Source organism: Mycobacterium sp. smrl_JER01, assembly GCF_048513595.2.
Taxonomy (GTDB): Bacteria; Actinomycetota; Actinomycetes; order Mycobacteriales; family Mycobacteriaceae; genus Mycobacterium.
The window spans coordinates 643,859-668,769 of sequence record NZ_JBLXXK020000001.1; the positions used below are offsets into that span (position 1 = coordinate 643,859).

The 24,911-nt window shown below is 68.9% G+C and carries 25 protein-coding genes; 9 read left to right on the top strand and 16 right to left on the bottom strand.

All coding sequences use genetic code 11. From position 1 onward, the window contains the following. Positions 1–93: 93 nt before the first annotated feature. Entirely contained in the window at positions 94–603 is a 510-nt protein-coding gene (locus tag ACNUDN_RS03065; RefSeq protein ID WP_419120574.1) for a cupin domain-containing protein, read from the bottom strand. Positions 604–792: 189 nt separating this feature from the next. On the opposite strand from ACNUDN_RS03065, the gene ACNUDN_RS03070 reads away from it, so the two are divergent. After that, a complete protein-coding gene (locus ACNUDN_RS03070; protein WP_419120575.1) occupies positions 793–2,049 on the top strand; it encodes a PE-PPE domain-containing protein in 1,257 nt (418 codons plus the stop codon). A gap of 6 nt (positions 2,050–2,055) precedes the next feature. Here the strand turns inward: ACNUDN_RS03070 and ACNUDN_RS03075 are convergent, their stop codons facing one another. After that, a complete protein-coding gene (locus ACNUDN_RS03075; RefSeq protein ID WP_419120576.1) occupies positions 2,056–2,964 on the bottom strand; it encodes an SDR family NAD(P)-dependent oxidoreductase in 909 nt (302 codons plus the stop codon). 101 nt (positions 2,965–3,065) lie between these two features. Between ACNUDN_RS03075 and ACNUDN_RS03080 the strand changes: the two genes are divergently transcribed. Next, positions 3,066–3,719, top strand: coding sequence for a TetR/AcrR family transcriptional regulator (locus ACNUDN_RS03080; RefSeq protein ID WP_419120577.1), 654 nt, complete (start codon positions 3,066–3,068; stop codon positions 3,717–3,719). A gap of 119 nt (positions 3,720–3,838) precedes the next feature. Further along, positions 3,839–5,464 (top strand): chaperonin GroEL, encoded by a 1,626-nt coding sequence (groL, locus tag ACNUDN_RS03085; protein WP_419120578.1) that lies wholly within the window; start codon positions 3,839–3,841, stop codon positions 5,462–5,464. A gap of 55 nt (positions 5,465–5,519) precedes the next feature. Here the strand turns inward: groL and ACNUDN_RS03090 are convergent, their stop codons facing one another. The 11 genes from ACNUDN_RS03090 to ACNUDN_RS03140 all read right to left on the bottom strand — a co-directional run bounded on the left by ACNUDN_RS03090 (position 5,520) and on the right by ACNUDN_RS03140 (position 17,583). Further along, a complete protein-coding gene (locus tag ACNUDN_RS03090) occupies positions 5,520–6,857 on the bottom strand; it encodes a glucose-6-phosphate dehydrogenase (protein ID WP_419120579.1) in 1,338 nt (445 codons plus the stop codon). Next, on the bottom strand, positions 6,854–8,722 hold the full coding sequence (locus ACNUDN_RS03095; protein WP_419120580.1) for a glycoside hydrolase family 15 protein: 1,869 nt from the start codon (positions 8,720–8,722) through the stop codon (positions 6,854–6,856). Before ACNUDN_RS03095 ends, ACNUDN_RS03090 begins: the two co-directional genes overlap by 4 nt. Further along, complete coding sequence (locus tag ACNUDN_RS03100; protein ID WP_419120581.1) at positions 8,719–9,240, bottom strand: Na+/H+ antiporter subunit E; 522 nt, start codon at positions 9,238–9,240, stop codon at positions 8,719–8,721. The genes ACNUDN_RS03095 and ACNUDN_RS03100 overlap by 4 nt, the downstream gene beginning before the upstream one ends. After that, entirely contained in the window at positions 9,237–11,036 is a 1,800-nt protein-coding gene (locus ACNUDN_RS03105) for a proton-conducting transporter transmembrane domain-containing protein (protein WP_419120582.1), read from the bottom strand. Before ACNUDN_RS03105 ends, ACNUDN_RS03100 begins: the two co-directional genes overlap by 4 nt. Then, positions 11,033–12,520 (bottom strand): proton-conducting transporter transmembrane domain-containing protein, encoded by a 1,488-nt coding sequence (locus ACNUDN_RS03110; protein WP_419120583.1) that lies wholly within the window; start codon positions 12,518–12,520, stop codon positions 11,033–11,035. The genes ACNUDN_RS03105 and ACNUDN_RS03110 overlap by 4 nt, the downstream gene beginning before the upstream one ends. Beyond that, positions 12,517–13,995: a complex I subunit 5 family protein gene (locus ACNUDN_RS03115; RefSeq protein ID WP_419120584.1), complete on the bottom strand. Its 1,479-nt coding sequence runs from the start codon at positions 13,993–13,995 to the stop codon at positions 12,517–12,519. Before ACNUDN_RS03115 ends, ACNUDN_RS03110 begins: the two co-directional genes overlap by 4 nt. Next, on the bottom strand, positions 13,992–14,288 hold the full coding sequence (locus ACNUDN_RS03120; protein WP_419120585.1) for an NADH-quinone oxidoreductase subunit K: 297 nt from the start codon (positions 14,286–14,288) through the stop codon (positions 13,992–13,994). Before ACNUDN_RS03120 ends, ACNUDN_RS03115 begins: the two co-directional genes overlap by 4 nt. Continuing rightward, positions 14,285–15,196, bottom strand: a complete 912-nt coding sequence (locus ACNUDN_RS03125; RefSeq protein WP_419120586.1) for a hydrogenase subunit MbhD domain-containing protein — start codon at positions 15,194–15,196, stop codon at positions 14,285–14,287. The genes ACNUDN_RS03120 and ACNUDN_RS03125 overlap by 4 nt, the downstream gene beginning before the upstream one ends. Further along, complete coding sequence (locus tag ACNUDN_RS03130; protein ID WP_419120587.1) at positions 15,193–15,456, bottom strand: cation:proton antiporter; 264 nt, start codon at positions 15,454–15,456, stop codon at positions 15,193–15,195. Before ACNUDN_RS03130 ends, ACNUDN_RS03125 begins: the two co-directional genes overlap by 4 nt. Next, positions 15,456–15,740 (bottom strand): MrpF/PhaF family protein, encoded by a 285-nt coding sequence (locus ACNUDN_RS03135; protein ID WP_419120588.1) that lies wholly within the window; start codon positions 15,738–15,740, stop codon positions 15,456–15,458. Before ACNUDN_RS03135 ends, ACNUDN_RS03130 begins: the two co-directional genes overlap by 1 nt. A gap of 67 nt (positions 15,741–15,807) precedes the next feature. Then, a complete protein-coding gene (locus ACNUDN_RS03140) occupies positions 15,808–17,583 on the bottom strand; it encodes an N-acyl-D-amino-acid deacylase family protein (protein WP_419120589.1) in 1,776 nt (591 codons plus the stop codon). Positions 17,584–17,605: 22 nt separating this feature from the next. Between ACNUDN_RS03140 and ACNUDN_RS03145 the strand changes: the two genes are divergently transcribed. From ACNUDN_RS03145 to ACNUDN_RS03170, 6 genes are all read left to right on the top strand, one after another. Then, complete coding sequence (locus tag ACNUDN_RS03145) at positions 17,606–17,998, top strand: VOC family protein (RefSeq protein ID WP_419120590.1); 393 nt, start codon at positions 17,606–17,608, stop codon at positions 17,996–17,998. A 10-nt stretch (positions 17,999–18,008) separates the two neighbouring features. After that, a complete protein-coding gene (locus tag ACNUDN_RS03150; RefSeq protein ID WP_419120591.1) occupies positions 18,009–18,545 on the top strand; it encodes a mycothiol transferase in 537 nt (178 codons plus the stop codon). A 140-nt stretch (positions 18,546–18,685) separates the two neighbouring features. Continuing rightward, entirely contained in the window at positions 18,686–19,105 is a 420-nt protein-coding gene (locus ACNUDN_RS03155; RefSeq protein WP_419120592.1) for a phosphatase PAP2 family protein, read from the top strand. 53 nt (positions 19,106–19,158) lie between these two features. Further along, positions 19,159–20,697 carry an aldehyde dehydrogenase family protein gene (locus tag ACNUDN_RS03160; protein WP_419120593.1) on the top strand — a complete coding sequence of 513 codons (1,539 nt, stop codon included), beginning with the start codon at positions 19,159–19,161 and terminating at the stop codon, positions 20,695–20,697. Between the two features lie 63 nt (positions 20,698–20,760). After that, positions 20,761–21,618 (top strand): polyphosphate kinase 2, encoded by an 858-nt coding sequence (gene ppk2, locus ACNUDN_RS03165; RefSeq protein ID WP_419120594.1) that lies wholly within the window; start codon positions 20,761–20,763, stop codon positions 21,616–21,618. 42 nt (positions 21,619–21,660) lie between these two features. Continuing rightward, a complete protein-coding gene (locus ACNUDN_RS03170) occupies positions 21,661–22,515 on the top strand; it encodes a hypothetical protein (RefSeq protein ID WP_419120595.1) in 855 nt (284 codons plus the stop codon). Between the two features lie 14 nt (positions 22,516–22,529). Here ACNUDN_RS03170 and ACNUDN_RS03175 read toward each other — a convergent pair whose 3' ends face one another. The 3 genes from ACNUDN_RS03175 to ACNUDN_RS03185 are packed head-to-tail and all read right to left on the bottom strand — an operon-like array spanning position 22,530 to position 24,864. Beyond that, on the bottom strand, positions 22,530–23,285 hold the full coding sequence (locus ACNUDN_RS03175; RefSeq protein ID WP_419120596.1) for an Rv2686c family ABC transporter permease subunit: 756 nt from the start codon (positions 23,283–23,285) through the stop codon (positions 22,530–22,532). Then, positions 23,285–23,995 carry a fluoroquinolone export ABC transporter permease subunit gene (locus ACNUDN_RS03180; protein ID WP_419120597.1) on the bottom strand — a complete coding sequence of 237 codons (711 nt, stop codon included), beginning with the start codon at positions 23,993–23,995 and terminating at the stop codon, positions 23,285–23,287. The genes ACNUDN_RS03175 and ACNUDN_RS03180 overlap by 1 nt, the downstream gene beginning before the upstream one ends. Next, on the bottom strand, positions 23,992–24,864 hold the full coding sequence (locus ACNUDN_RS03185; RefSeq protein WP_431959320.1) for an ABC transporter ATP-binding protein: 873 nt from the start codon (positions 24,862–24,864) through the stop codon (positions 23,992–23,994). The genes ACNUDN_RS03180 and ACNUDN_RS03185 overlap by 4 nt, the downstream gene beginning before the upstream one ends. Positions 24,865–24,911 lie beyond the last annotated feature (47 nt).

Here is a 24,911-nt window from a genome sequence, read left to right on the forward strand (position 1 = left end):
AGCGCGACCGGAATGCAGTCTAGGGCAGGCGCTTCCGCGATCGCATCTCCGCGGCGTGTCCGGATACGGCGTGTCTGTGTGCACTGGGTCCGGCTACTCGACGAAGTGGTTGTCGTTCTTGACGAACCACTCCCGGCGCTCCTCGTCGGTCAGCTCACTCAACTGCGTCAATCCCTCGAAGTAGTGCTCCCTGGGCGCGCCGGGGGCGAACAGGATCAGGATCGATGCCGGGTCGTCGGCCTGGTTGCCGAACCCGTGGATGCCGCCGGGCGGCACGTAGAGGAAGTCGTTGGCGCGCCCGTCCAGCCAGTCGGTGCCGTCGTAAAGGGACAGGGTGCCCGATAGCACGAAAAACGCCTCGGACATGCCGCGGTGAAAGTGCGGCCCGGGACCGCCGCCGCGCGGTGCGATGTCCACGCGGTACAGGCCGTAGTCGCCTCCGGTGTCCCGCCGGCCGGCCAGATAGCGGTACTGCACCAGCCCGAACGCGTCGTGATCGGGTGGCTCGTCTCCGCGTTTGAGCCAGGCACTGACCTCCGGCTGGTCGGCTGTGTAGCGCGCCGGCGGGTAGGGCGGGACGTGCTTGAGATCCCACAGCGACATCTTCGGGAGCATATCCGCCGTCCGGCTTCCCGATGCCCGCTTCACGGCGCCGAGCGTGCCCGGCCGGGGTCGGGCGCCACGATCGCGATGGTGCAGGTGGCGGTGGCAATCTGCTGCGCTGACACCAGCTGTGGTGAGAGAATCAGGGTCGCATTTGCGGCCCTGACGGGCCGAGCAGGAGAGTGTGCGATGGCCGTTTCGCGCAAGTGGCTGAAGCCTCTGGTCGCAGTGGCATTACTGCTGCTCGCCGGCGCAGCGGCAGCCCATCCGGTCAGCGCGGCCGAAGAAGCCGTTCTGATTCCGGGGGCCACCCTTTTCAAACCGATCAATCCGTTCTATCCGCTGATCGCGGGCAGCTACCGGTTCATCGGCGCCACCATGCACGATGACGAGACACCTGAGGTGGTGCGCTACTCGCAGGACCCGCTTGCGACGGAGCGCGCGCTGCGGGGCGGGGTCGGGCACGCGGCCGTCGCGGTCCGGCAGGTCGCCGGCGAGGTCGTGGTGATCGGCGAATCGATGGGCAGTATGGTCGCGTCGAGGCTCGCGGCAGAACTGGCCGACGGTCCCGACCCCCCGGCTCCCGACGAGATCAGATTCGTCCTGATCGCGTCGCCTGAGGTGGGGGTCGCCGAGTACTTCAAGGTGGGTACCTATATCCCGATCCTGAACTACCGGGTCAGCCGGGTCCAGGAGTCGCCGTATCCCACGTCGATCGTGATCGGAGAATACGATCCGTGGGCCGATCCGCCCGATCGGCCGTGGAACCTGATAGCTACCGCCAACGCGATGATGGGCATGATTTACGTCCACGGGCCGGCAGGCTGGGGGCTGGACCTTGCCGATGTGCCCGCCGAGAACGTGACGGTCCGCGGAACGGTCACCACCTATTTCGTGCCCACCGCACACCTCCCGCTCACGCGGCCGTTCCGTGATCTGGGAGTTCCCGACTGCGTTGTAGATCTGGCGGACAGCTTTTTGCGTCCTATCGTCGACGCCGGGTACCGCCGCCACGATCAGCCCGGGGACTCGCGCCCGTATTTCTCGGACGGCAAGATCCGCCGTGACCTCGCGCCGCCGGCTCCTCGACGACTCGATGACGGCGACAGTGCCGTCGGTACGGACGCTATGGACGCTGATGCGAGTGGTGAGGGTGAGCGGTTGAATGCGAACCCGGCACCGCAGCGCCGCCCGGGAGTGCGCGACCCGCTCGACCACGATCAGCGGGATGCGCCGGAGTCGACGGGCGACCCGGATGCCGGTGAGTCCTTGGACGACCCGGATGCCCCGCAGACGAGGGACGAGCCGGAGGTGCAGGAGTCCTTGGACCCCCCGGATGCGCCGCAGGAGAGGGACGACCCGGATGCGTCGCAGGGGAGGGACGACCCGGATGCGTCGCAGGGGAGGGACGACCCGGACCCGCCGCGCCGGGAAGCGGTCGGGTGATCGGGCTCAGGACAGCACGGGGACCGGGAAGGTGACCCCGGTCAGCTCCTCGGAGACCGTCCACAGCCGGCGCTGCATCGCCATGTCGTAGGACTGCGCGCTGGAGGCGACGACGACGGGTGCACCACGCCATTGGGCCAGATTGGCCGGGCCGTAGTACTGACCGCCCAGGACACCCGGATCGGTCGCCGCGCGCAAGGAGGGCAGCGCCCCCTCTGCCGAGCTCTGTGCGAGCAGGCCCGCGACGGCCGACACGGCCGGTTGCAGTGCTGCCGGCAGATTTCGCGCAAGTTCGGTGTTCGACGTCCCCGGGTGCGCGGCGACAGCGATGGTCTTGCCACGCGGGGCCAGCCGCCGCTGCAGCTCGTAGGTGAACAGCAGGTTGGCGAGTTTGGACTGGGTGTAGGCACCCATCCGGCTGTAGCGCCGCTCCCACTGCAGGTCGTCCCAGTGGATCGCGCCGCCCATCTTGTGGCCGTTGCTACTGACCGTCACGATTCGGGCCCCGTCGACATCGAGGAGCTTGTCCAGCAACAGACCGGTGAGGGCGAAGTGGCCGAGATGGTTGGTGCCGAATTGCAGCTCGAATCCGTCTTTGGTGGTGCCCTTGGGTGTCGTCATGACACCCGCATTGTTGATGAGCAGGTCGATCGTGTCGAAGCGGGTTCTCAGGGCTTCGGCGGCGGCATGGATGGAGGCCAGCGACGTCAGGTCCAGCTCTTGAACTTCGACGTTCCCGGTGATCCGCGCGGCGGCCTCGTCGCCCTTGGAGGTGTTGCGCACCGCGATCACGACGTGCGCGCCCTTTTCCGCCAGCGCCTTGGCGGTCTCGAACCCCAGGCCGGTGTTGGCGCCGGTGATGACGGCGGTGCGGCCGGACTGGTCGGGGATGTCGGCGATTGTCCAATCGGTCATGTCGGGTCTCCTCGTAGAATGGTCAAACGGGGCAGTCGCTCCGGTTGTTGTCGACTATACGGAACGCGCGCCCCGGTTCGTGTTCGCTGAAAGGGAAATTGGTGGACGCAGCTCGGCCCGGGCGCGGCGAGCCGCGCGATCGACGCTTGCGCGCCGACGCCGCGCGCAACCGGGCCCGTGTGCTTGAGGTCGCCTACGACACCTTCGCCGCGGACGGGCTCGGTGTCCCCATCGATGAGATCGCGCGCCGCGCCGGCGTCGGAGCGGGAACGGTCTACCGCCACTTTCCGACGAAAGAAGCACTGTTCGTGGCCGTCGTGGAGCACCGGCTGCGCCGGGTCTCCGAGCACGCGCGCACGCTGCTGGAGACCGAAGGCCCCGGCGAAGCGCTGTTTGTGTTCTTCCGCGACATGGTGCGCAACGGTGCGGCCGACCACGGTCTGGTCGACGCGCTCGTCGGCTACGGCCTGGACCTGGAGAGCGCCGCACCCGGTGCCGAAGAGATGTTCCTCGGGATGCTCGGCGATCTGCTCGCCGCGGCCCGGGGCGCCGGCACTGTCCGTGACGACGTCGGCGTCGCCGAGGTCAAGGCGCTCCTGGTGGTGTGCAAGGTTCCGCAGCTGTACAGCGAAGCGGTGGCGACCGGGGTGGTCCGGGTGATCGAGGACGGACTGCGGGCCTCCGCAGCCCCGTCGTCAACCTTGCACTCGCCGGGGCCGAGTGCTAAGAATGCAGTTGGCACTCGCGACCAGTGAGTGCTAGGTCGGGCCGGTGAGGTCGGGGCCGCATCTGCGAGCACAGCCCCGATCGTCCGTCGCGGGCATCGAATCCGACCACAAGACGTGCATCCCCAATCCGGAGGAAACACTTCGCAATGGCCAAGACAATTGCGTATGACGAAGAGGCCCGTCGCGGCCTCGAGCGGGGCCTCAACAGCCTCGCCGACGCGGTAAAGGTGACGCTGGGCCCCAAGGGTCGCAACGTCGTCCTGGAGAAGAAGTGGGGCGCCCCCACGATCACCAACGATGGTGTGTCCATCGCCAAGGAGATCGAGCTGGAGGACCCGTACGAGAAGATCGGCGCTGAGCTGGTCAAAGAGGTCGCCAAGAAGACCGACGACGTCGCGGGCGACGGCACCACCACCGCCACCGTGCTCGCTCAGGCGCTGGTCCGTGAGGGCCTGCGCAACGTGGCCGCCGGCGCCAACCCGCTCGGCCTCAAGCGTGGCATCGAGAAGGCGGTCGAAGCAGTCACCCAGACGCTGCTGAAGTCGGCCAAGGAGGTCGAGACCAAGGAGCAGATCGCTGCCACCGCCGCGATCTCCGCGGGCGACACCCAGATCGGTGAGCTCATCGCCGAGGCGATGGACAAGGTCGGCAACGAGGGTGTCATCACCGTCGAGGAGTCCAACACCTTCGGCCTGCAGCTGGAGCTCACCGAGGGTATGCGCTTCGACAAGGGCTACATCTCGGGCTACTTCGTGACCGACGCCGAGCGCCAGGAAGCCGTCCTGGAGGATCCCTACATCCTGCTGGTCAGCTCCAAGGTGTCGACCGTCAAGGATCTGCTGCCGCTGCTGGAGAAGGTCATCCAGTCCGGCAAGCCGCTGCTGATCATCGCCGAGGACGTCGAGGGCGAGGCCCTGTCGACCCTGGTGGTCAACAAGATCCGCGGCACCTTCAAGTCCGTCGCCGTCAAGGCCCCGGGCTTCGGCGACCGTCGTAAGGCGATGCTGCAGGACATGGCGATCCTCACCGGTGGCCAGGTCATCAGCGAAGAGGTCGGTCTGTCCCTGGAGACTGCCGACGTCGCGCTGCTGGGCAAGGCCCGCAAGGTCGTGGTGACCAAGGACGAGACCACCATCGTCGAGGGCGCCGGTGACTCCGACGCCATCGCTGGCCGGGTGGCCCAGATCCGCGCCGAGATCGAGAACAGCGACTCCGACTACGACCGCGAGAAGCTGCAGGAGCGCCTGGCCAAGCTGGCCGGCGGTGTTGCGGTGATCAAGGCCGGCGCTGCCACCGAGGTGGAGCTCAAGGAGCGCAAGCACCGCATCGAGGACGCCGTCCGCAACGCGAAGGCCGCCGTCGAGGAGGGCATCGTCGCCGGTGGCGGCGTGGCTCTGCTGCAGTCGGCTCCCGCGCTCGACGATCTCGGTCTCAAGGGTGACGAAGCCACCGGCGCCAACATCGTGCGTGTCGCGCTGTCGGCTCCGCTCAAGCAGATCGCCTTCAACGGTGGTCTGGAGCCCGGTGTGGTCGCCGAGAAGGTGTCCAACCTGCCCGCGGGTCACGGCCTCAACGCCGCGACCGGTGAGTACGAGGACCTGCTCAAGGCCGGCGTTGCCGACCCGGTGAAGGTGACCCGTTCGGCGCTGCAGAACGCAGCCTCGATCGCGGCGCTGTTCCTCACCACCGAGGCCGTCGTCGCCGACAAGCCGGAGAAGGCCGCCGCACCCGCCGGCGACCCGACCGGTGGCATGGGCGGTATGGACTTCTAAGTCCTGCTCAGAAACGAAGAAGCCCGGTCCCGCAGGGGACCGGGCTTTTTCGTGCCTACGGCCAGCCCGGCGGCGACGACGGACCATCCGAGCCGGGGGCGTATTCGTCGATCCTGCCGTGCTCGTCGTCCCAGTCGGCCAGCAGATCGCTGACGATGCGCCAGCTCTGCTCGGCCTCCTCATCGGTGATCGACAACGTGGTGTCCCCGGCCAGCAGAGCAGCGAGCACCGTCGCGTAGGCCGGCACCGGCGGCGGCGCCGGGTCGGTGCTGAACCGGCGCCGCTCCACGTCGAACGGGTCGTTCTCGCCGTTGACGTCCAGCTCGAGGGTCATCGCGTCGGTGTCGAGATCCAGATGCAGCGTGTTGGGTTCGGGGAACGGGCCGGTGAACGGCGAGTGCGGCACCGGTCGGAAATGCACGCAGACCTCCTTCCGCACCCGGCGCAGCGCTTTGCCGGTCCGCAACCGGAACGGCACTCCGGCCCAGCGCCAGCTGTCGACGTGTACCACGGCATCGACGAAGGTCTCGGTCCCCCGGACCGGCTCGACCCCGTCCTCCTCGGCGTAGCCCAGATAGCGGGCCCGCACGGCATCGGGCCCGCGCAGGGTGCGCACGGCACGCAGCGCTTCGGCCTTGGCGGCGCCCAGCGACGCGGAATCGAGTGCGTGCGGCGGCTCCATCACGACCAGCGCCAGGATCTGGAGCAGATGATTCTGCAGCATGTCGCGTAGCGCCCCGGCGGTGTCGTAGTAGCCGGCCCGGCCCTCCAGTCCCAGCGTTTCGTCGTAGACGATCTCGACCCGGTCGACGTGCTGGTTGTTCCACACCGGCTCGAACAGCCGGTTGGCGAAGCGCAGGCCGAGAATGTTGAGGACCGTGCGCTTGGCGAGGAAATGGTCGATCCGGAAGGTGGCCGATTCGGGCACCAGCCGGTGCAGCAGGTCGTTGAGGCAACGGGCGTCCGCACCGTCGGAGCCGAACGGTTTCTCGACGGCGATGATGGTGCCCTCGGGAACGCCGGCCCGCTCCAGCGCGGTCAGCGTATCGGCGAACACCGCGTTGGGCAGGGCCAGATAGATGATGGGCGGTTCCCCGTCGGTGTGCCGCAGCGCGGCCTGCAGGGTCTGCGGCTCGGTGACGTCACCCCTGATGAACACCGCCGCCTCGGCGACGATGTCGTGCGTCCCGGCCGGCGCGTCGGGATCGTGGCGGGCCAACTGTGCGCTCACCCAGTCGCGGTAGCGGGTGTCGTCGAGGTCGCGGTCGGCCACCGCGATCAGTCGCACGGTGTCGACCCCCGACGCGACCAGATGCGCCAACGACGGTAGGAGCAGCCGGGCGGTCAGATCGCCGGCGCCGCCGAGGACCACCAGCGGGCGCGCCGCGGTCATCGCCGACCCCGGATCGCCTGCGCCAACCGGTGGCCGCTGGCGATCACTCCGATGTGGCTGAACGCCTGCGGGAAGTTCCCCAGGAACGACCCGTCCCGCGGATCGATCTCCTCACTGAGCAGGCCCAGGTGATTGGTCCGGTTGCACAGCGAGTCGTAGAGCTTGATGGCCTCGTCCACCCTGCCCTGGCCGGTCAGGTTGTCGACCAGCCAGAACGAGCACAGCAGAAAGGCGCCTTCGTGGCCTTCCAGCCCGTCGGGCGACACCTCGTGGCGGTAGCGGTAAAGCAGTCCGTCACCGGCGTCGAGTTCGCGCCGGACCGCCTCGACCGTGGCGATCATCCGTGGATCGGTGAACGCGATGACCCGCCGCAACGGGAGCGCCAGCAGCGACGCGTCCAACCCGCCGCGGGGCGACCCGTCGGCGGCCAGCTGTTCGGTGAAGGTGCGGCGGTCGGTGTCCCACGCACCGGAGAGCACCGCGTCGCGGATCTCTTCGCGAGCCGCCCGCCACTGTTCCACCGGCCCCTGGTGTCCGGTGAACTCGGCGATACGCACCGCACGGTCGACGGCGACCTGGCACATCGCCACCGAGTAGGTGAACGGTCGTCCGCTGCCGCGGATCTCCCAGATCCCGTGGTCGGGAGTGCGCCAGTTGTGCACCGCGGCGTCGGCCAGCCCCCGCAGCGTCGACCACAGGTGCCCGTCGATCTCACCGCCGGCGCGCACCCACTGGTAGGCGACGTCGAGCAGTTCGCCGTAGACATCGTGCTGGGTCTGACCGGCCGCGCCGTTGCCCCACCGCACCGGCGGCGAATGCCGCCATCCGCGCAGTCCGTCGTCGACGGTCTCCTGAGGTGGCTGGCCACCGTCGAGGGCGTACATGATCGACGGCCTGCCGTCACGGTCGGCGCAGGCCAGTGTCCAGGACAGGAACGCGTTGGCCTCGCTGGTCAGCCCGATACGCCGCAGCGCGTAGGTGGAGAACGCGGCATCCCGCACCCAGGTGTAGCGGTAGTCCCAATTGCGTTCGCCGCCAACCCATTCCGGTAATGATGAGGTGGCCGCAGCCATGATGCCGCCGGTGGAGGCGTGGTCGAGCAGCTTGAGCGTCAGCGCGGAGCGGCGAACCAGCCCACGCTGCGGCCCCTCGTAGTCGACGCGCGCGGCCCACTGGCGCCATACCTGGGCGGTCCGCTCGGCCAGGGTCTGCACCGAGGTGCCGATATGGGTCTGACGATCGGGGGACCACACCAGCGAACTGTGGTAGCTCTGGCCCGCCCGCAGTTCGACCCGCGCCTCAAGCGCACCGTGGTCGGCCGGGTGCAGTTCGTGGGAGGACCGCAGCTGCAACGGCAATCCGGGGTGATCGGGGCTCTCGATCCGCCAGGCTCCGCCCGCTCGGCCGAACTCACAGCGGCGCCGCGGCGCGAAACGGACCCGCAACGTGACCGCACCCGAGACCACCCGGGCGATCCGGACGAACTGGCCGCGCGCCGACGGCACGATCTCGGTGAGGTCGGCCCCGGCCCGCAGCGCCAGGAAGTCGGTCACTTCGACCACACCGCCCGCACCGCGCAACGTGGTGGTCAGGATGGCGGTGTCATCGCTGTAGCGCTGCTCGCCGCCGTCGAGTCCCTCCGGTGCGATGGTCCAGTGCCCGCCGCGCTCGGAGTCCAGCAGTGAGGCCAGCAGGGGCGGGGCGTCGAACTGCGGTGGGCACAGCCAGCAGACCGCGCCGTCGCGGGCCACCAGCGCGCAGGTGCTGCCGTCGCCGATCAGACCGTGGTCCTCGATGGGCAGGTAGCCGCCGGCGTGGCGCAGCAGGGGTCGGGGGGCGGGCACGGCGTGGGGCAGAGCGGTCATAGTTCCTTTCGGTCGGTTTGTGGCGGATCGAGCAGGTCGGCCAGATGGTCTTGCAGTTCGGACAGCGCCCCGTGGGCGTCGATGTCGCGGTGCAGGATGTGCAGGTGCAGGACGTGCCCGTCGGGGGTCTCGGTGAGGTCGACCGACAGCGTTCCGGGGGTCAGCGTGGCGAAGTCGGTGAGCAGTACGCGACCCAGCGGCGAGGTCAGTTGCACCGGGAAGGTCTCGTCGACCGGGTCGACGTCGACGGGCCGTGCCAGTGCCCGCCGCGCCACGTCGACCGCGCCGCGGACCGAATGGCCCAGGAACCAGCCGACGACGTGTAGCGCTGCCCGCGTCCGCACCGGTAGCGGTCTGCGCGGGGTCGTCACCGGCGCGGACAGCCACAACGTCACCACGGTCAGAACGGTCACGATCGGCAGACCGTAGGACCAGGCGCCCGATCCCTCGGTCAGCAGCCACCACAACCCGGCGAACACCAGTGCGCGCAGCAGCGCGGCCCGCACCCACCGGATCATGACCGCCACCCCAGCAGCAAGGCGAGCCCCAACATCGCGGCCACGGTGATGATGGCCAGTCCGGAGGTGATCCAGCCCGACAGCGCCATCTCGAACCGGTCGCCGGCAACGGGCAGCCGGCGTGGCGTCAATCGCTCGGCGACCCGCGCCGTCAGACCTGCTGCCGACCAACTGCCGGCGCGTCGGGCCGCCGCGACCACCCGGGTGAGCGCGGCTTCCTCCACGACGACGAGATCGCCGGCGGGCAGCAGCGTGCCGTCAGGGTGGCCCAGCCGGCGGGGCAGCAGCTCGGCGTGCGAGAGCGCCCACACCGCCGCGGCGAGCAGCACACCGACCAGCACCGGCCAGCTGGCGTCCCAGACCGTCACCGCGTCCAGTCCGGGCACCGAGACCAGCGGCGCCCAGCGTTCGGCCAGCAGCCAGGTGGCGCCGCTGCCCAGCAGTGCCAGCACCACCCAGCTGTAGAGCGCGGGGTCGGGGTGGTGGGTCGGGCCCTGCTTGCCGTGGATGAGCACCCAGCCGGCGCGGGCCAGCAGCAGCGTCGACACCGTGCCCACCCAGGGCAGCAGATCGGCCAGCTGCACCGGGCCCAGCGCCACCGGGGCGACGGCCTGTTTGGCCGCATACTTGGCCACCGCGCCGGAGCCCAGCGGGGCGCCGGCGACCGCGATCGCCAGCAGGGCCAGCACCGCGAGCACCACCAGCCGCCAACGCCCGGCGTAGTGCCGCTGCCAGATCGCCACGCCGAGGAACAGGCCGCCCTTGGCCACCCCGTGGTGTACCGCGTAGACGACCGCGGCCAGCACGCAGGCCGGGGCCAGGTCGGGTTGCCCCAGCGCGATGCCGACCAGCATGGCCAGGAAACCCATCTGGCTGATGGTGCTGTAGGCCAGCGGCACCTTCGGATCGCTGTGCAGCACCCCCAGCGGCAACGCCAGGAACGCCCCCGACAGCGCCAGCACCGTCAGTGTCAGCCCCCAGCCGGGCAGCGCGACCTCGCCGAGCGGCAGGAAGCGCAGCCAGCCGATCAGACCGGCCTTGACCATGGCGCCGGAGAGGACCGCGCTGGCCGCCGGCGGGGCCGCCGGGTGCGCGAGCGGCAGCCAGACGTGCAGCGGCACCGAGCCCGCCTTGATGCCGAAACCGACCAGCAGCAGCGCCACGATCACGTTGCGCAGCTCGGAGTTCGCGACAGCGGCCGGGGCGTCGGTGACCAGTGCGCCACCGGCGGCCACCACCAGCACCAACGCGCTGAGCACCGCCATCTCCGAGATCATGGTCAGCACCAGATAGACCCGCCCCGCGCGGCGGGCCGACTCCGATCGGGTGTGCACCACGCAGCCGTAGGCGGCCAGGCTCATCACCGCGAACGAGACATAGAAGCTGACGGTGTCGGCGGCCAGGAACACCCCGGAGTTGCCCAGGAAACTGAGCAGCAGGAACGCCGAGAGCAGATGGGCTCGCGGGGTGGTGCTGAACGCCACCGCGGTCAGCGCGGTGCCGTAGAGCACCGCGGCGAGCAGCAGCAGCGGCCGCCCCAGCTCGTCCACTTCGAGCCGGGTGCCCAGCACCAGCCACGGGGCGTCCAGCACCCCGGCGGCCGGGCCGACCAGCGCCAGCAATCCTGCCGGCGCCGTCGTCGCCGGAGCGATCCTGATCAGCACCCGACGGGCCCGGACGTTGGCGCGGCGGTCACGGGACGCGGTGGCAGCCAGCAACACCAGGGTCGCGGTGGGCGCTCCCACCGCGAGCGCCCACAGCAGCGCCTGCATCACGGACAGACCCGCATCGTTCACAGTCCGTAGATCCCTTCGGTGATCAACCGCGCCAACTCCAGCGGGGAGTAGATCCAGCCGGCGAAGACGCCGATGCCGAGCACCAGGACGGCCGTGACGGCGGTCGGGACGACGAGTGTCGCGGGTCCCTCCAAACCCGCTGTCCGGGGACCGACGGTGCCGTCGCGCCACCACAGCCGCCCGATGACAGGGAAGAAGTACAGGGCGTTGAGCAAGCTCGACAGCACCAGGACACCGAGCACCCAGGCCGCATCGGCGTCGACGGCGCCACTGGCCAGATACCACTTGGACAGGAACCCGGCCAGCGGTGGGATACCGACCATGCCGACGGCCGCGATGGTGAACGCCGCCGAGATGACCGGCATGCGGCGACCCACGCCGTCGAGTTCGGACACCTTGCTGACACCCAGCACGGTGGCGAACGCGCCGGCGCAGAAGAACAGGGTGATCTTCATGATGCCCTGGTTGACGATGTGGGCGATGCCGCCGGTGGTGGCCAGAACCGAGGTGGTGGCGACACCGAGGACCACGTAGGACACCTGGCTCACGGTCGAGTAGGCCAGCCGGGCCTTCAGTCCGTCCTGCCGCAACGCCTGCACCGAGCCGTAGATGATCGTGAACCCGGCCAGGACCGCCAGCGGGGTGAGCAAGCCCAGTTCGGCGGCCAGCTCGACCCCGAAGATGTAGTCGACGAGCAGCACCACCCCGAACACCCCGGCCTTGACCACCGCCACGGCGTGCAGCAGCGCGCTGACCGGCGCGGGAGCCACCATGGCCCTCGGTAGCCAGCCGTGTAGCGGCACCAGCGCGGCCTTCACCCCCAGGCCGGCCAGCATGAGCATGAAGATCGACACCGCCGCGACCGGGTTCTCCCGGCCGAACTCGGTCATCACCGGACTGCCGCGCTCGTCGAAGTCGACGGAGCCGATCTCGGCGGTGAGCCACACCACGCCGATGAGCAGTGCGGTGCCGCCGGCCAGGGTGTGGGCCAGGTAGGTCCGGCCGCCCCGGAATGCCGCCGGGGTGCCGTCGTGCACCACCAGCGGATAGGTCACCAGGGTCAGCATCTCGAAGAAGATCACGAATGTCAGCGGATTTCCTGCCAGCGCGATACCGCTGGTGGCGGCCACGCACAGGCTGAAGAAGCCGAAAAATCGGTTCAGCCGGTCCGCGCCCCGGAAATAGCCGAGTGCGTACACCGTGGTCAGCAGCCACAGCACCGAGGACAGACCGAGGAAATAGAGGCCGAACGGTTCGACTCTCAGCACCAGGTCGACGCCCGGGACGAAGGGGCTGCGGATGGTGAACCGCTCCCCGGCGGCGACCATCGGAATCAGCGCCGCGACCAGCGTGACCTTGGCGGTGGCGCCGCCCAGGCAGAGGACCGCGCGGGCCCGGTGAGCGTCCGGCGGCAGCAGGAACACCGCGGCCGCCGGCAGCAGCGAGGTGGCCAGGATGGCCAGCGGGATCAGCGACCCGGTCACGGCGTCACCACCGGCAGGCCTACCGAGGACAGCGTCGTCGCCGCCGAGAACCCCACGCCCAGGCTGGCGGCCGCCATTGCGGCGAGTAGCGCGCTGTAGCGCATCCGGGCCGGTGCCGGCGGTCCGGACCGAGGGGGCTGCTCGGTCGGCTCGGCCAGGACGATGGCCAACACCCGGACGGTGTAGGCGGCGGTGAGCAACGCACCGAACAGCAGGATCGGCAGCCACCACCATTGGCCGGCAACCAGCGCCGCGGTGAGCAACTGCCATTTACCGGTGAACGCGATCGCCGGCGGCAGCCCGGCCAGCGCGATGCCGGCCACGCCGAAGGTGAACACCGGAACCCGGTGCGTGGCGGCCGCACCGCGCAGCGCGGACAGTTCGTCGGTGCCGTAGCTGTACAGCAGACAGCCCGCCGCTGCGAACATCGCGGTCTTGGCCAGTGCGTGACCGACCACGAACGCCACCGTTCCCTGCACCGCGAGTTCGGCGACGTGCCGGTCCAGTGGCAGCGCATCGTCGGTCAGCGCCGGCGCCACCAACGGGATCAGCAGCACGAGGTAGCCGACCTGCGCGACCGTCGAGTAGGCCACCACCCGCTTGAGCCGCTGCTGGCGCAGCGCCGCGACACTGCCCCACACCACGGCGAGGCACCCGAGCAACCCGACGGCCTGCGACACCGCGAGCAACGCGGCGTCGACGGGCAACGTCGTCCACAGCCGGTACAACACGAACAGGGACGCCTTGATCACCAGAGCCGACATCAGCGGGCTCACCGCCGAGGGTGCCCCGGCGTGCGCGGGTGGCAGCCAGGCATGCATCGGCACCAGCGCAGACTTCAGCGCCAGGCCCACGGTGGCGATCACCAGGGCGACGGCCACGTGTGGACCTTCGGCGCGCTCGGCGATCTGGGCCAGCGACAGCGACCCGGCCTGTGCGTACAGCAAGGCCACCGCCAGCAGGAACCACAGTGACCCGGCCACGGCGACCAGCAGATAACGCAGTGCGGCCCCGGCCGCAGCGCGCCCACCCAACGCCACCGCGCCCACCGCGGCGACCGTCACCAGTTCCAGTGCCACGTAGGTGTTGAACAGGTCGGCCGCGACGAACACGGCGTTCAGTCCCGCCGACAGCGCCAGCCACAGCGCGAAGAAGAAGCGGTTGCCTTGGGTGCGCTGCGATCCGGTGGCGTACACCACGACCAGCAGACCGATCACCGCGCAGGTGAGCACCAGTACCGCGGACAGCCCGTCCATTCGCAGCCCGATCCCCACTGGTTGGTCCCACCCGCCGAGCTGGACGGCCACCGGTCCGTGCTCGGACACCGTGCCGGCCAACCGCAGCCCGGCGATCAGCACCGCGCTGCCGCAAACCAGCGACAGCGCGGCGCCGACACGGGGGATCACCGCGGCCAGAGCGGCGCCGATCAGCGGCCCGAACACGAGGAGTCCGATCAGCCATGCGGTGAGGTTCACTCGTCGTCCTCGGCCGGGCGGGATTCGGCGGGATCGTCGGCATGGCGTTTGAGGACCAGCGCCAGCCCGGTCATCGAGACCGCGATGACGATCCCGGTCAGCACCAGTGCGTGCAGCACCGGATCGGGCGGGTCGGTACGGGCGGCCAGGGCGACCAGAATCACGAACACACCGGCGCCGGCGATGTTGAGCGCGACGATGCGGCGCACGACGTCGGCGCTCAACAGCAGGCGCAGCGAGCCGAGCACGGCGAGCACCGACCCGAGGATGAGGAACCAGTCGATGCGGCTCATCGGCTCGGCTCCTGGGCGACGATGAGCACTGCCAGCGCGACGCCGATCGACACGGCCAGCGCCGCCTCCACCGCCACCACCGCCGCACCGCCCCAGGGCGGGGCCAACTGCAGCCAGCCGCCGGCGCCCGCGGTCAGCACCGCCAGCGCGAGAAAGACCAACGCACCCACCACGATCAGCGCCCTCAGCAGCGGACCCGGTGGAACGCGCACGCCCCCGGTCAGCAACGCCAGCATCAGCAGTCCGGTGATGACCGCACCCGACTGGAACGCCCCACCCGGCTGCGACGATCCGGCCACCAGTAGCCAGGCCGCCAGCAGGGCCAGCACCGGGGCCAACACCCGGACCAGCCCGACCAGGGCCGGCCGTCGGTCGACAGGGACGTCCACCGAACGCAACGAACCGCGCGGATGCAGCGACAGCGCGGCGATCGCCGCGACCGTCAACACCACGATCTCCAGCAGGGTGTCGTAGGCGCGGTAATCGAGCAATACCGCGGTGACCGGGTGGGACACCGCCGCCTCGCCGAGCTGATCGGTGGCCTGCCAGGCCAACGAATCCTGCCCGGGGAGCGCGGCGGCGCCGACGAGCACCACCCCCAGCGCGCCCCCCAGCCCGAGTGCGACGAGCAGTTCGCCGGCCAGCGCCGGCCACCGTAGGGCTCGGACCCGATCGGTGTCCCGGGCCACCGTCGCGATCAGCATGGCCCCCGTCACCCCGGCCGCGAGCGCGGCTTCGGCGAGGGCAACGTCGGGTGCGCCCAGGCGGGCCCACACTGCGATCAGCAGCACGCCGACCGCGAGGAAGGTGGTGACCGACGCGACCCGGTCCGGATGTATGAGCGCCGCCGTCGCCGCGACCAGCACGCCGACTCCGAGCAGGACGTCGAGCAGGGTGACAGCGATCACGTGTCGCTCCGGGCGAGCAGCCCGGCAGCCGTGGCACTGGCGGCCAGCGCCAGCAGCCAGATCAGGATCAGCAGACCGGCGGTGGCCGGGGCGCCGGATGCGATCGCAAGTCCGATGACCAGGAGCCCGAGACCGAGATTGTCGGCTTTGGTGAGTGCGTGCAGCCTGCTGCGCTGGTCGGGGAACCGCAGGATGCCCACCGTGCCCAAGGTGTAGAACAGACATCCCGCGCCGATGAACACCGCGCTCACCACCGACATCACGGGCTGGGGTCCTGCTGCGGGTGTTGACCGGTGACCAGCACGAGCACGATCAGGACGGCCAGCGCGACCACCACCAGACCGGCGGTCCGCAGTGCCGGCTCGTCGACCAACTCGGCGATCACCAGCAACGCCCCGACCCCAGTCGTCGACAGCAGCGCGACTCCGGCCACCCGGTCGCGGATGTCGGGGCCGCGCAGCACACGGATACCGCTGACCAGCAGGTTGAGGATCAGGACAGCTGCTGCGAGCGCAAGGAAGGACGGCATGGACAGCTGACCCATGACATGTCCTTTCCCCGTTCCTGCGGGTTTCACACCTGAGGCGCCACCCGAGCAGCAGCGCGCACCGTCATCCTGTCGGCGCCGGTTGCCGGCCGCGCACCAGTTTCCCGGGCCTGGCGGCGGTGGGGACGCCGCGTTCGGCGATCACCTCACCCGAGACGAGGGTGGCCACGTAACCGTCGGCGGTCTGGTCCAGCCGTCGGCCACCCGCGGGCAGGTCGTTGACCACGACCGGCTTGTGCAGTCGCAGCGCGGCGGCGTCGATGAGGTTGAGATCGGCCTTGTAGCCCGCAGCGATGAGACCGCGGTCGGCCAACCCGGCGACCCGGGCGGGGACCGAGGTCAGCTCGCGCACCGCGTCGGCGAGCGGCAGCCGTCCGGTGGGTCGGTCGCGCACCCAATGCGTCAGCATGTACGTGGGAAAGCTTGCGTCGCAGATCATTCCGTAGTGGGCCCCGCCGTCGCCGAGGCCCAACACCACATCGTCGCGGCGGATCAGTTCGGCGACGGTGTCCAGGGATCCGTCCCGGAAGTTCGCCAGTGTGACCAACAGCATGGCGTGGCCGTCGTCGTCGAGCAGTCGGTCGTAGGCCTCCTCCGACGGGCTCACCCCGCGATCCTGCGCGCGGGCGCCGATCGAATCCGACGGTGCCGGTTCGTAATCGGGTGGATCGCCGAGCGGGAACATGTAGTTCCAGGCCTGCGCGGCGAACATCAAAGGGTGTCCGTCGGATTCCGGCTTGTCGGCCAGGATACGTTCGCGGACTTCGGGTTTGCGCATCTCTGCCACCCGTTGGGCGAGGGGTAGCGCAGCGATCTCGCGGTAGGAGGGATACATCACGAACGGATTGCCGGACAACTCCAGTCCGAGCATCAGTCCGATCGGCCGCGGGAAGATCTGCGCGGTGATCTGGCCGCCATTGCCGTTGGCCTTCTCCACCATTCGCAGTGCGTCGAGGTAGAACGGGTCCCCGGCGTTGCCGATGGCCAGCGTGAAGGTGACGGGTAGACCGATCTCGGTGGCCGTGTCGAAGACCGTCTGCAACACCGGTTCGTAGTCGCCGGCGACGAGATCGGGGACGAACTGGATCAGCCCACCCCCGGCGTCGTCGACACCGCGGGCGATGGCCTCGATCTCGGCCCGGTCGGCGTCGTAACTGGGGATGGGTCGCCCGCTCTGGGTTTTGTGCAGGGTGAACCGCGACGACGCGAAGCCCAGCGCACCGGCGTGCACGGCTTCGGCGGCCAGCTTGCGCATCATCGCCAGGTCCTCGGCGGTGGCCGGCTCACGGTCGACGCCGCGCCGGCCCATCACGTAGACCCGTAGTGGAGAGTGCGGCAGGAACGCCGCCACGTCGATGTCCCTGCGGCCGCTGTCCAGCGCGTCGAGGAATTCGGGGAAGGTCTCCCAGTGCCAGGGCAGGCCGTCGACCATGACCACACCGGGGATGTCCTCCACGCCGGCCATCACGTCGACAAGGACATCGTGGTCCGCGGGGCGACAGGGCGCGAACCCGACGCCGCAGTTGCCCATCACCGCGGTGGTGACACCGTGCGCCGAGGACGGGGTGAGCCGGTCCGACCAGATCGCCTGCCCGTCGTAGTGGGTGTGCAGGTCGACGAAGCCCGGGGTGACCAGCAGCCCCGTCGCATCGATCTCGCGGGTACCCGCGGGACTGTCTGCGCGGTTCACCGCGGGACTGTCTGCGCGGTTCACCGCGGTGTTGTCTGCGCGGTTCACCGCGGTGATGACACCGTCGCGGATCGCCACGTCGGCGACGAACGGCGCTCCGCCCGAGCCGTCGACCACAGTCCCACCGCGGATTACGAGGTCATATGTCATACCCCGAATGTACGGTGAGCCCATGATCGACCACTTCGGAATCAACTGTGCGGACTGGGAGAAGTCGAAAGCGTTCTACGACAAGGTTCTCGGCGTGCTCGGCTACACGCGCCAGATGGATTTTCAGGTAGCCATCGGCTACGGCACCGAAGGTAAACCCGACTTCTGGATCGCCGACATGAGCTCCGGCGACGCCACGGGCCCCAACCGTGAGGTGCACATCGCCTTTGCGGCTTCCGGTGTCGATGCCGTGCAGGCCTTCTATGAGGCAGCGACCGCGGCCGGTGCCGAGTCGCTGCACGCTCCGCGGCTGTGGCCCGAGTACCACCCCGGCTACTACGGGGCCTTCGTGCGTGACCCCGACGGCAACAACATCGAAGCGGTGTTCCACGGCGCTCAGACGGGCGGCGCGTAGGTTGGCGGACATGGCCGATGTCGAAGCCGCGGGGAGCCGCGACATAGATACCGCCCGGGAACTGCTGCGCGACTCGTTCACCCGCCTCATCGAGCATGTCGACGATCTGGCCGAGGATCTCACCGACGATGTCGCCTACTATCGGCCTGCGCCGCAGGCCAACACGATCGCATGGCTGATCTGGCACAGCGCCCGGATGCAGGACGCCCAGGTGTGCGATCTGGCCGGTGCGGAGCAGGTGTGGTTCCGCGAGGGTTGGGTCGACAGGTTCGCCCTCGACCTGCCCCGCGACGCGCACGGCTATGGGCACACCCCCGAAGAGGTGGCCAAGGTGCGTGCTCCGGCGAAACTGCTCGCCGGCTACTACCACGCAGTGCACAAGGTGTCGCTGGAGTACGTCGCATCGCTCTCGGCCGACGAACTCGCCCGCGTGATCGATCGGCACTGGACACCACCGGTGACGGCCGGCGCGCGGTTGGTCAGCATCATCGATGACGCCGCGCAGCACCTCGGCCAGGCTGCCTACATCCGGGGAATTGTGCGCTGAAATCGCTGATCCGATGGTGGCCGCCGATCGGACTCGCCGGTCTGGTCCTGCTCGGCCTCGCCGTCGGCAAGGGTTCCACCCCGGTCGACGACTGGTTCCAGGAGCTGGGCCGCCGTCATCCCGAGTTCGGATGGTTGCTGGTGTTCACCGACGGCACCGTGGTCATGGTGTTGTGCGCCGTGGTGTTCATCGGCGCACTGGTGCAGCGCCGCTGGCGGTTGGCCGCGGCCACCGTGGTGACCCCGGGCTTGGCGGTGGTCGCCGCCCGGGTGGGTAAGCGGATGTTCGGCCGCGTGAAGGACGACGCGACCGGTGGCAGTGCGCTGTGTTACCCGAGCGGGCACACCACGGTGACCTTCGTGGTGCTGGCGATGGCGGTCCTGCTGCTGGGGGTGACGACATGGGCGGTCGCCGTGGCGGCGACCGCGATGGTGCTCGGTGTCCTCGGGCAGGCGGTGTCCTACCACTTTTTCACCGATGCCATCGGTGCGGTGCTGCTGGCCAGTGCGTTGGTGTGCCTGACGGTGACCCTCGCCCGGCTGGACGGACGGCAAACTTGACGGGTGTCAAACCCCGGTGCGAGCTGGATCACAGCGGTGGTTAGCATGGACCCATGACAGCGACGTCTGACGTGACCACGGGCATTCCCTCCTCGACGTTCACCGGCACCGGGACGATCATCAACCCGGCCACCCGCGCCGTCGCCGGCGAGGTGCGCTGGACCGACCCGTCCGATGTGGCCCGAGTGGCGGCCGGACTGCGGACCGCGCAGCGGGAGTGGGAAGCCCGCGGGCCGAAAGGACGAGCGAAGGTACTGGCCCGCTACGCGGTGTGGCTGGGCGCCCACCGGGGGGAGATCGAGCGGCTGCTGATCGCCGAGACCGGCAAATCGGCCGGAGATGCCGCCCAGGAAGTCCCGCTGATCATCATGATCACGTCGTATTACGTCCGGACCATGGCCAAGGCGCTGGCTCCGGAGTCGCGCCCGGCGTCGCTGCCGTTCCTGTCGATCAAGAAGATCACCGTGCACTACCGTCCCCGGCCCGTCGTCGGCATCATCGCGCCGTGGAACTACCCGGTCGCCAACGCCTTGATGGACGCGATCGGAGCGCTGGCCGCGGGCTGCGCGGTGCTGCTGAAGCCGTCCGAGCGCACGCCGCTGACCGCCGAGCTACTGCTGCGCGGTTGGCTGGACTCCGGTGGCCCCGATGTCCTGGCGTTGGCCCAGGGCGCCCGGGAGGTCTCCGAGGCCGTCATCGACAACTCCGACTTCGTCCAGTTCACCGGCTCCAGCGCGACCGGCGCGAAGGTGATGGAGCGGGCCGCCCGACGACTCACCCCGGTCAGCCTGGAACTCGGGGGCAAAGATCCGATGATCGTGCTCGAAGACGCCGACGTGGAACTGGCGGCCCACGCCGCGGTGTGGGGCGCGATGTTCAACGCCGGTCAGACCTGTGTCTCGGTCGAGCGGGTGTACGTACTCGAACAGGTCTACGACCAGTTCGTCGCCGCGGTGGTGCGCGACGTCGAAAAACTCAAGATGGGCGCGGGGGAGGGTTTCGCCTTCGGTGCGCTGATCGACGACAGCCAGGTCGAGATCACCGCGCGCCACGTCGAGGACGCCGTGGCCAAAGGCGCCCGGGCGCTGACCGGCGCCAGGCGGGGCAGTGGCCCGGGCAGCTTCTACGAGCCCACGGTCCTGGTCGACGTCGACCACTCGATGACCTGTATGAGCGAGGAGACGTTCGGCCCCACGCTGCCGATCATGAAGGTGTCCACGGTCCAGGAGGCGGTCCGGCTGGCCAACGACAGCCCGTACGGGCTGTCGGCGGCGGTGTTCTCCAAGGATGTCGAGCGCGCTGAAGCCGTTGCGCTGCAACTTGATTGCGGTGGGGTGAACGTCAACGACGTGATCTCGAACCTGATGTGCACCACCGCCCCGATGGGTGGGTGGAAGACCTCGGGGATCGGCGCCCGGTTCGGCGGTCCGGAGGGCCTGCGTAAGTACTGTCGAATCGAGACGGTGGTCAGCCCGCGCACTCATCTGGGCGCCGGCGGCAACTACTACAACAACTCGCCGCGCGCCCTGAAGCGGATGAACACATTGATGACCAAGCTCGCGTTGATCCGTCCCCGACGGGTGGCGAGGTAGCTCGCCGCCCAGCGTTCACCTGCGCGTCACCATCCGGACCGGGAGAGCCGATAATTTGCGCCGGTGACCCTCGACCTCTCCGGATACACCGTCGTCGACGACGATGATGACGATCCCGTTCTGTTGATCCAGCCCGGCGACAAGGTCGTCGATACGTGGCGGGAGAACTATCCGTACGACGAGCGAATGAAGCGCCCGGACTACGAGGAGCAGAAGCGGCTGCTGCAGATCGAGCTGCTCAAGCTGCAGAAGTGGAGCCAGGCCAACGGGCACCGCCACGTCATCGTGTTCGAGGGACGTGACGCGGCCGGCAAGGGCGGCACCATCAAGCGGTTCATGGAGCACCTCAACCCGCGCGGGGCACGCGTGGTGGCGCTGGAGAAGCCGACCGAAAAGGAGCGGACCCAGTGGTACTTCCAGCGTTACGTGGAGCACCTGCCCTCGGCCGGGGAGATGGTGCTCTTCGACCGGTCCTGGTACAACCGGGCCGGCGTGGAACGGGTGATGGGCTTCTGCACACCCAAGCAGCACGCCGAGTTCATCCGCCAGGTACCGCTTTTCGAGCAGATGCTGGTCAATGACGGCGTCAGCCTGACCAAGCTCTGGTTCTCGGTGACAGCCTCCGAGCAACGCACCCGCTTCACCATCCGCCAGGTCGACCCGGTGCGGCAGTGGAAGCTCTCTCCGACCGATCTCGCTTCGCTGGACAAATGGGAGGACTACACGGCGGCCAAGGAGGACATGTTCGCCTGGACGGACACCGAGACCGCCCCGTGGACCGTGGTGAAGAGCAACGACAAGAAGCGCGCCCGCATCAACGCGATGCGTTATGTACTGAGTAAGTTCGACTACGACAACAAGGACCACGAGGTGGTGGGCCGGCCCGACCCGCTCATCGTGGGACGCGCCCTCTCCGACTGATCGGGGACGCGTCCCGACCTGCCGCAGGGCACAGGAGGACGCGTGCGTTTTCTCGCCACGCTGCTGTTGTGGCTCGTCACGACCGTTGCGCTGGCAGTCGCCGTCCCGGCGGTGTGGGCGCAGACGCACATCGTCGACGAGGACGGCTACGCGGCGCTGGCAGCTTCGGCGGGCGGCGACGCCCGGCTTCAGGACGCCATGGCCGCCGAGCTGACCACCCAGGCGGTGGCGCTGGGCGCCGAGAACGGATATTCGCTCAACCCCGAGCTCGTGGGTGAGGTGGCCAACTCCTACACCCGCAACGCCGGTTTCCCCGAGCAGTTCGCGCAGGCCAACCGCATCGCGCACCGGTGGATGTTCACCGGAGCCGTACCCAGCGGCAACTCCACCGACGAGTGGCTGATCGACGTGGCGCCGATGCTGTCGGATCCGTCTTTCTCGGCCACCTTGGGCACGCTGGACCTGCAGGTGCCACCCACCCTTACGGTTCCGATCACGGTGGACACCCCCGAGTTGCAGCCCGGCAAGCTGCGCTGGCTGGCCACCTGGGGCCCGTGGGCTGCCATCGGTGCCGCGGTGCTGGCCGGGCTGCTCGCGTTGGCGACGCTGGCTGCGGCCAGGTCGCGCGGCAAGGCGCTCACGGCGCTCGGTGTGTCCGCGCTGTTGGTGGGCGCCGCGGGGTGGGCAGGCATCGAGGTCGCCGGAAGGTTCATCGACGCCGGCCTCGACCACACCACCGGAGACATCCGGACCGCGTCCGAGGTGATGGTCGAGTACGCCGCCGGCAGCCTGCACCAATGGCTCAACTACACGTTGCTGGCCGGGGGCGCGTTGGTGGTGCTCGGCGTCATCGGCGCTGTGCTGGGCGGGCTGCTGCGCGGCTCAGAGCGAGCATGACGGTCCGGCCGCGCTCAGGTGTTCTTCGCGACGAACCGACGCAGCAGGGGCCAGCCCGCGGCGGTGTTGACGACGATGCCGCCTAGCAGGTACGGCCACCAGGTGCCCTGCTCGCAAGCGACCCAGAATGCCTTCGCCGGCCAGTATGGCGGCAGCACACCGAACGCGAGGTTCCACGCGGAGTCGATGAACCAGGGCAGGCAGGGTATTCCGGCGATGAGCAGGCCCAGTAAACGCAGCATTGCGATTCCCTGCACCTTGTTGCTCGCCACCGCGACGATCAGCAGCATCGTCACCACCGACGACAGGCCGGCGACCAGCCCGATGGGGACCAGAGGCCACACCACCGAAACAGGTAGTAGCCCGGTCAGCGGAATCGTCACCACCACGTAGGCCGTGGTGATCGCGATGACGGTGACGGCGCGGTAGGCGAGGTAACTCACCAACGACACCGGTGTGACGCGCAGCGCCGTCAATGTCCCCGCGTCGAGTTCGTCGAGCACCAGGAATGCTGCCAGGCCGCCGACGATGATGATGCTGGTCAGCAGCAGCAGTCCCGTGACCACAAGGGGGTAGTAGGGCACCAGGTCGAAGTCGTAGCGCTGCGCCAGCGCGACCGACAATCTAGGTATCACCACGGCGGTGCCGACCGTCCAGATAGCCGGCGCCAGCACCAGCATCACCAGCAGTGGGTCGCGATAGGTGCCGCGAAGATCGTTGCGGCCGAACGCTTCCCACGCCCGAAGTCTCAGTGTCGTCGGTGTGGTCATCACGCCACCCCCGACCGCTCGACGACATAGCGCTCGAACATGGCCCCGGCCAGTCGGTAGAGCGGCACGGCGAAGACCAGCGGGTACAGCACGGCGTAGCCGACCTGCCACGGTGCGAGGCTGACCTGGTCGAAGGTCGCGAGGAACATCAGCAGCGGGCCCTGGGTAGGGACCAGGTAGAGGGCCGGGTTGGTCCAGACGCCGAGCATGTACATCACCGGCAGCGACAGGATCGCCAGCGGCACCACCGTGGACAGGAACCAGTCGCTGACCGAGTCGAACGGCAACGCCGAGATGAAGCCCACCAGCAGCATCACCACGGTGCCGAGCAGCACGCCGGCCACCAGGAACGCCGGACGGAAGTGGGTGCCGTGCGTCGTGGTTGCCACCGATACCGCGATGAACAGTGAAACACCCGTAAGTACAAGAATTTTCACGGACAGGTACTCGATGAACCGGAGCGGGCTGCAGATGACGGCACCGAGCGTGCGTTCTTGCTTCTCGAAAAACACCGCGCCGCCGATGAAGAAAAAGCCGATGATCGTGATGTCGCCGATCAACACGTAGGGCTCGACGATGCTGCGCAGGTGCTGCGGCATCGGCAACAGCATCACCAGCCACAGCATCCCGGAGATGACCGCGGCATGGAGGAATCGTTGCCGTACCTGCAGGGTGACTTCCAGACATAGCGCACTGACCCACCGCTTCATGCCAGGCTCCTGCCGGTGACGTCGACGAACACCTCGTCCAGGCTGGCCTCGCGGCTGTGGATGGTCTCCACATGGTGCTCCCGCAGCACAGTGTGGAACTCGGGGTCGTCGGCCAGACCGTCCATCGGGAACTCGGCGGTCTGCAATGTGCCGTGGCCGCTGCGGTACTCGAGGCGAACCAGGCGCCGGCTCCGCGCGATCTTGAGTTCGGCCGGTGCGTCGAGGGCGACGATGCGGCCGTCGACGACGAACGCGACGCGGTCGCACAACTCGTCGGCGGTGGCCATGTCGTGGGTGGTGAGGAAGACGGTGCGGCCGCGGGTTTTGAGGTCAAGGATCATGTCCTTGACGCGGCGGGCGTTGACGGGGTCGAGGCCGGAGGTCGGCTCGTCGAGGAACAACAGCTCGGGATTGTTCACCAGCGATCGCGCGAAGGTCAGCCGCATCTGCATGCCCTTGGAGTACTTGGCGACCCGGATGTCCGCCGCGTCGGTGAGACCGACGTCGTCAAGCAGGCTTCTAGGGTCGGGGACGGCCCTGTCGTAGAGCGACGCGAAGAACTGCAGGTTCTCCGCGCCGGTCAGCTTGAGGTAGTGGTTGGGCAGCTCGAAGGACACGCCGATGCGCTGGTAGTAGGTCGGTCCCCAGTCGAGCGGATCGCGTCCCCAGACCAGCGCCTGGCCCCCATGCCCGCGCAGCAGCCCGATCAGCAGCTTCTGCGTGGTGGATTTGCCTGCCCCGCTGGGACCGAGGAAGCCGAAGATCTCCCCCCGGCCCACGGCGAAATCCATTCCCCGCACCGCGGGTTCAGCGGTCTTCGGATAGGTGTATGTGAGATCGCGGACGTCGATGACGGAATCGGTGGTCATGGTGTCTGTGTCAACCTTCGCTGGGCAGCCGGATACGCATTCCGACC

What these genes read in the sequence shown, in the direction of transcription:
- ACNUDN_RS03065 (WP_419120574.1), bottom strand. Translation starts at nt 603, where the DNA reads ATGTCGCTGTGGGATCTCAAGCACGTCCCGCCCTACCCGCCGGCGCGC.
- ACNUDN_RS03070 (WP_419120575.1), top strand. Translation starts at nt 793, where the DNA reads ATGGCCGTTTCGCGCAAGTGGCTGAAGCCTCTGGTCGCAGTGGCATTA.
- ACNUDN_RS03075 (WP_419120576.1), bottom strand. Translation starts at nt 2,964, where the DNA reads ATGACCGATTGGACAATCGCCGACATCCCCGACCAGTCCGGCCGCACC.
- groL (WP_419120578.1), top strand. Translation starts at nt 3,839, where the DNA reads ATGGCCAAGACAATTGCGTATGACGAAGAGGCCCGTCGCGGCCTCGAG.
- ACNUDN_RS03090 (WP_419120579.1), bottom strand. Translation starts at nt 6,857, where the DNA reads ATGACCGCGGCGCGCCCGCTGGTGGTCCTCGGCGGCGCCGGCGATCTG.
- ACNUDN_RS03095 (WP_419120580.1), bottom strand. Translation starts at nt 8,722, where the DNA reads ATGACCGCTCTGCCCCACGCCGTGCCCGCCCCCCGACCCCTGCTGCGC.
- ACNUDN_RS03100 (WP_419120581.1), bottom strand. Translation starts at nt 9,240, where the DNA reads ATGATCCGGTGGGTGCGGGCCGCGCTGCTGCGCGCACTGGTGTTCGCC.
- ACNUDN_RS03120 (WP_419120585.1), bottom strand. Translation starts at nt 14,288, where the DNA reads ATGAGCCGCATCGACTGGTTCCTCATCCTCGGGTCGGTGCTCGCCGTG.
- ACNUDN_RS03130 (WP_419120587.1), bottom strand. Translation starts at nt 15,456, where the DNA reads ATGTCGGTGGTGAGCGCGGTGTTCATCGGCGCGGGATGTCTGTTCTAC.
- ACNUDN_RS03135 (WP_419120588.1), bottom strand. Translation starts at nt 15,740, where the DNA reads ATGGGTCAGCTGTCCATGCCGTCCTTCCTTGCGCTCGCAGCAGCTGTC.
- ACNUDN_RS03140 (WP_419120589.1), bottom strand. Translation starts at nt 17,583, where the DNA reads ATGACATATGACCTCGTAATCCGCGGTGGGACTGTGGTCGACGGCTCG.
- ACNUDN_RS03145 (WP_419120590.1), top strand. Translation starts at nt 17,606, where the DNA reads ATGATCGACCACTTCGGAATCAACTGTGCGGACTGGGAGAAGTCGAAA.
- ACNUDN_RS03150 (WP_419120591.1), top strand. Translation starts at nt 18,009, where the DNA reads ATGGCCGATGTCGAAGCCGCGGGGAGCCGCGACATAGATACCGCCCGG.
- ACNUDN_RS03160 (WP_419120593.1), top strand. Translation starts at nt 19,159, where the DNA reads ATGACAGCGACGTCTGACGTGACCACGGGCATTCCCTCCTCGACGTTC.
- ACNUDN_RS03175 (WP_419120596.1), bottom strand. Translation starts at nt 23,285, where the DNA reads ATGACCACACCGACGACACTGAGACTTCGGGCGTGGGAAGCGTTCGGC.
- ACNUDN_RS03180 (WP_419120597.1), bottom strand. Translation starts at nt 23,995, where the DNA reads ATGAAGCGGTGGGTCAGTGCGCTATGTCTGGAAGTCACCCTGCAGGTA.
- ACNUDN_RS03185 (WP_431959320.1), bottom strand. Translation starts at nt 24,864, where the DNA reads ATGACCACCGATTCCGTCATCGACGTCCGCGATCTCACATACACCTAT.